Genomic DNA, 5,032 nt, shown 5'->3' with positions numbered 1-5,032 from the left:
GGCTTGTTCATGGGCTTGGGCGCCTCGTTTTCGACCTTGGTGGTGGCGGAAATGATGGGGGTTAAATCCGGCATCGGCTGGTACTTGCAATGGGCTCAGGGCTGGGCCGCCTACGCGAACATGTACGCGGCATTATTGATCATGGCCCTGGCCTGTTCGGGGTTGATCACCGGGTTGTTCCTGGTGCGTGACCGCTTGTTGGCCTGGCAGAAAGGAGCGATGAAATGGTAGCGATGGCACAAGCAATCCAACCCGCGCCCGGGCTGGCGCTGCGGATTGAAAACCTCAGCCATGGCTTTGCACTGGACGGGCAGCATTTGCCGGTATTGGAGCGGGTTTCCCTGGAGGTGGCGCCCGGAGAATTCGTGGCGTTGCTCGGGCCTTCGGGGTGCGGCAAATCCACTTTGCTGCGCCTGGTGGCCGGGTTGGAACCGGCTGACTCCGGGCGTTTGCTGGCCGATGGGCACGCCATCACCGGCCCCGACCCGAGCCGCGTGGTGGTGTTCCAGGACCCGACCCTGTACCCGTGGCGCCGCGTGTGGGACAACGTCGCACTGGGCCTGGAGGCTCAAGGCTTGCTCAAGACCCATTCGGCCAAGGTCGACCAAGCCCTGGAAAAAGTCGGCCTCAGCGCCTTCGCGCACGCCTACCCTCGACAACTTTCCGGCGGCATGGCCCAGCGCGTGGCGTTGGCCCGTGCGCTGGTCAACCAGCCACGGCTGCTGATTCTGGATGAACCCCTGGGCAAGCTGGACTCGCTGACGCGCATCACCCTGCAAAAGGAGCTTATCGACCTGTGGCAGCGCCAGGGCTACACGGCGTTGCTGGTGACCCACGACGTGGAAGAAGCTTTGCTGCTGGCCAACCGCGTGATCGTGTTCAGCGACCGCCCGGCGAAGATCCAGGCGCAGTTGACCATCGACCGGCCCTATCCTCGGCATCGCGATGATGCCTATCTGGTGGATTTACGCCGGCAGATTCTGGGGTTGTTGGGGTTGGGGGAGAGCTGGTAGTTGTTGGTCTGATCGTTCCCACGCTCTGCGTGGGAATGCCGCTTGGGACGCTCCGCGTCCCGCAACCCCACAGTCTGACTGCATAGCCCTTGACACCGCCAACCCCATGCGCAAGGAACAACTCAGTTTTCGAAAATTGAGTTTCAGCGATGGCGAGAACCCATAAGCCAACCGATTTCGCAGATTTGCTAAAGCAATACGGCTTGGAAGTTATCGAGCTGGCGGGCCTCTGCAAAGCGGTCGACGGCAAAAGTCGGTACTTGCACTGGGATGAATTTCGTCGATACTCCACCTGGCCAGGGATGACGCCGAAGCCAACCTGAAGAAACTCGTATCCAAGGCCTAGGTGCGCTCAAACCTGCTCCTGCGCCCGCAACTGCACGCTCATCTCATCACAACTGTTTGCCCAGTCACTCAGCCACTGCGGCATGGGCGGTGACGCTTCGGCCAAGCCGAGTTCGCGCACAAAGTCGGCCGGGGGCAGGGTGCCCTTGGCGGAGCGGAACAGGCCGCGCATCACCACCACGCCCACCACTCGGCCCTTGCTGATAAAACGATGCTCCATCAGGCTCCATTTGTGGTCCCAGCCGAGCATGCGCGTGTGTACCTCGAACACTTCAAAGAGCTTCAGCTCGCGGCGGAACTTGCCCCAGGTGTCGCCCACAATCGGCAACGCCTTGTTGCGCAGGGCCACGCGAAAAGCGCCGGTACGCAGCACAAAATCCATCCGCGCAACATCTGCCAGGGTGAAATACCGGCCATTGGTGACGTGCCGGTTGATATCCAGGTCCAGCGGCCACACACGCATGCGCACTACAGTGGTGTCCAAACCCTGCACGGGCTTGCGCCAGGGACGACGGAACAACATGAACAGCAATCGAAACCAGAGATTCATAAACGTGCCAGGCAGTTGATCAGAAGCCGCACTGTACGCAGCCGGAATCGGCTAAGGTAGGTGCGCAAATGACTTATTACATGCGAAAAACGCAAACAGGCTTTTTATGCACATTACCTTGCTCCTGGCCGATGATTGTTCTGCCGCCAACGCCACCCTGGTCCTGGAAATGCTCAGCGCCGCCAATCTGTTTGCCGACAGCCCACCCTTTGAGGTCGTGGTTGTCTCCCTGGACGGCCAGCCCGTCACCACGTGGAGCGGGCAGTGCATGCAGGTGGCGTGCGCGGCGGCGCAGGTGCGCCGCACCGACCTGATCCTGATCCCCGGTTTCCTGTTTACCCTCAAGCAGGCCTTGCCCACTTTTCCTGCCTACGGCCCGTGGCTGCGTGAGCAATATGCCCAGGGCGCGGTGCTGGCATCGATGTGCACCGCAGCTTTTTTGCTGGCCGAAAGCGGCCTGTTGCAAGGCTTGCGCGCTACCACCCACTGGGCGTTTGCCGAGCTGTTCCGGCGCCGTTACCCCGACGTGACCCTGGAGGACGCGCAGATCCTGTGTGAAGAAAACCGTGTAATCACCAGCGGTGGCGCCAGCGCGGCGATGGACCTGATGCTGCACCTGATCCGCCGCTTCGGTTCACCAGAGCTTGCGCATACCTGTGGCAAATACCTGTTGATCGACGGCGTGCGTACCGAGCAGTCGGTGTACGCCCTGTGGTCGTTGCCCAAGAACCACGGCGACGGCGAGATCCTGCGGGTGCAGCATTGGCTGGAGCAGCACTTTGCCCAGGCGTTGGTAATTGACGACGTGGCGCGGCGCTTTGGTTTTGGTGTGCGCAATTTCAAGCGGCGTTTCAAGGAGGCGACCGGCTATACGCCCGTGGGTTATGTGCAAACCCTGCGCCTGGAGCGGGCCAAGCAGATGCTGGAGTCCACGCGCATGACCCTCGAAAGCATCACCTACGCGGTGGGGTATGAAGACAGTAATTCGTTTCGCCGCCTGTTCCAGCAGCGCGTGGGGATGCTGCCGGCGGCGTATCGCAAGAAATTCCTCGCCACGGCCTGAATCAGCGACGTAGCTGCGCCTGCGCTTCAATACATTCCACCAGAAACTCCATCACCACTTTCACCGACGGTGAGCGGCGCATATCCGGGTAGACCGTCAGCCAGATATCACGCACCGGGCCGTCGCTGGGCGTGGGCAACCGGGTCAACAGCGGGTCGTGGTCGCCCACCAGGGTCGGCAGCACTACCGCGCCGACCTGCGCGCGCGCGGCCATCTGCTGGGTGATCAACTCGCTGGCGGCAAATACGATAGGGCGAGGGCCGCGCAGTTGGTGCAGCCAGGCTTGCTGGGGCAGGTGGTCGCGGCTGGCGTCGTAGGCGATGAAGGTCCATTGCGCTGCCGGCAAGTGTTCGAGCGCAGGTGCGGCGTACAAGCCGAAGCGCACCACGCCGACTTTGCGCCGCACCAGGGCTGCTTCGTCGGGGCGCAGGGTGCGCAAGGCGATGTCGGCTTCGCCCTTGTCCAGCGCGGCCAGTTGAGTGGACGGCATCAGCACCAGATTCAGCTGCGGGTAGTGGGCGCGTAAACGCGCAAGCTGAGGTGCAATGCAGTGGTTGGCGATGGACGGCGGGCAACTGACGCGCACAGTGCCGGCCAGTTCAATGGAGGCCACACGCGACAAGCGCATCACCTGCGTGGCCATATCGCCCATGCCCGCCGCCACTTGCGCCAAGGCCAGGCCTTGCGCCGTGAGCGGGCGGCTGCGGGGCAGGCGGTCCACCAGCTTTACGCCCAGGGCTTTTTCCAGTGCATCGACCCGGCGCCCGACGGTGGCGTGCTCCACCTGCAGCTCGCGGGCGGCGGCCGACAATGACTGGGTGCGGGCCAGCACGGTGAAGTAGTAGAGGTCCTGCCAATCGAACATCGGGTTATTTCCGCACAGAGGCTGGGAGGGATTGGGGAATATTGCAACCGAATAATCCCTTTTACCATGGCCGCTTCCCAGTGCAAACGGAGTTGTTCCCTGATGAAAGCCATTACCCTGCAAGCCTACGGCGGTCCCGATGTCGCCCAACTGCGCCATGATGTGGCCAAACCCCAGGTCACGGCCGGGCATGTGCTGGTCAAGGTGGCCTGCGCCGGGATTAATTTCATGGATATTCATACCCGCCAGGGCAAATACGCGGCGTCGGTGACTTACCCGGTGCGCTTGCCTTGCACCCTGGGCATGGAGGGCGCCGGCGTGGTGGTTGAGGTTGGCCCGGGCGTGAGCCACCTGGCCGTGGGCGACCGGGTGGCCTGGTGCATTGCCTGGGGCGCCTATGCCGAATACGCCAACGTGCCTGCCGACAAAGTCGCGCAGATTCCCAGCGCCATCCCCTTCGATCAAGCGGCTGCGGCGATGTTTCAGGGCTGCACCGCGCACTACCTGGTTGAGGACGTGGCGCGCTTGCAGGCCGGCAGCAGCTGCCTGATTCACGCGGCGTCCGGCAGCATCGGCCAGTTGCTTGTGCAGATGGCACGGCAGTTGGGCGCGACGGTGTTCACCACCGGCAGCAGTGCCGAAAAATGCGCGATTGCCCGGCAACGTGGCGCCCATCAGGCCTGGACCTATGACGGCTTTGCCGATCAGGTGCTGCAAGCCACCGATGGGCGCGGAGTGGATGTGGTGTTTGATTCGCTCGGCAAAACCACCTTGCGCGAGAGTTTCCGCGCTTGCCGCTCGCGGGGTTTGATCGTCAATTATGGCAACGTGTCGGGCTCACTGAGCGATTTGGACCCGATTGAATTGGGCGAGGCGGGCTCGCTGTTTTTGACCCGACCACGCCTGGCGGACCACATGGCCGACGGGGCGACCGTGCAGCGGCGTGCCAATGCGGTGTTCGCGGCGATGCTGGAAGGGTCGTTGAGCGTGGAGATCGAGGGCCATTACAGCCTGGAGACGGTGCAACAGGTACACGCGCGCATCGAGGCGCGCCAGCAGATCGGCAAGGCGGTGTTGTGGGTGGACCGCGACCTGCGCTGATTGGTGGGGTGAGTAGGCTTGTTGTGGCTAGCAAGCTTGTTGTGGCGAGCAGGCTTGTTGTGGCGAGCAGGCTTGCCCTGCGTTGGGGCGCGCAG

General features: G+C 62.7%; 5 protein-coding genes and 1 pseudogene. 4 read left to right on the top strand and 2 right to left on the bottom strand.

Annotated elements, in window-relative coordinates; all coding sequences use genetic code 11:
• Together FEM54_RS24300 and FEM54_RS24295 are read left to right on the top strand one after the other, a co-directional pair.
• Window positions 1-231, top strand: a pseudogene (locus FEM54_RS24300) (ABC transporter permease); the annotation flags it as partial.
• Window positions 225-1,013: an ABC transporter ATP-binding protein gene (locus FEM54_RS24295; RefSeq protein ID WP_138453426.1), complete on the top strand. Its 789-nt coding sequence runs from the start codon at window positions 225-227 to the stop codon at window positions 1,011-1,013. The pseudogene FEM54_RS24300 and the gene FEM54_RS24295, both read left to right, overlap by 7 nt.
• A gap of 352 nt (window positions 1,014-1,365) precedes the next feature.
• Here FEM54_RS24295 and FEM54_RS24285 read toward each other — a convergent pair whose 3' ends face one another.
• The gene (locus FEM54_RS24285) at window positions 1,366-1,908 is read right to left on the bottom strand and encodes an acyl-CoA thioesterase (protein ID WP_099547759.1); all 543 of its coding nucleotides are present in this window, start codon (window positions 1,906-1,908) and stop codon (window positions 1,366-1,368) included.
• A gap of 106 nt (window positions 1,909-2,014) precedes the next feature.
• Between FEM54_RS24285 and FEM54_RS24280 the strand changes: the two genes are divergently transcribed.
• On the top strand, window positions 2,015-2,971 hold the full coding sequence (locus FEM54_RS24280; RefSeq protein ID WP_017137745.1) for a GlxA family transcriptional regulator: 957 nt from the start codon (window positions 2,015-2,017) through the stop codon (window positions 2,969-2,971).
• Window position 2,972: 1 nt separating this feature from the next.
• On the opposite strand, the gene FEM54_RS24275 is transcribed toward FEM54_RS24280, so the two are convergent.
• Window positions 2,973-3,836: a LysR family transcriptional regulator gene (locus FEM54_RS24275; protein WP_138453424.1), complete on the bottom strand. Its 864-nt coding sequence runs from the start codon at window positions 3,834-3,836 to the stop codon at window positions 2,973-2,975.
• Between the two features lie 102 nt (window positions 3,837-3,938).
• Between FEM54_RS24275 and FEM54_RS24270 the strand changes: the two genes are divergently transcribed.
• The gene (locus tag FEM54_RS24270) at window positions 3,939-4,937 is read left to right on the top strand and encodes a quinone oxidoreductase family protein (RefSeq protein WP_138453423.1); all 999 of its coding nucleotides are present in this window, start codon (window positions 3,939-3,941) and stop codon (window positions 4,935-4,937) included.
• Window positions 4,938-5,032 lie beyond the last annotated feature (95 nt).

Origin of the sequence: Pseudomonas edaphica (genome assembly GCF_005863185.1) — a bacterium.
Taxonomy (GTDB): domain Bacteria; phylum Pseudomonadota; class Gammaproteobacteria; order Pseudomonadales; family Pseudomonadaceae; genus Aquipseudomonas; species Aquipseudomonas edaphica.
The sequence above is the reverse complement of the archived record's forward strand: the minus strand, read 5'-3'. Positions and strand labels throughout refer to the sequence as shown.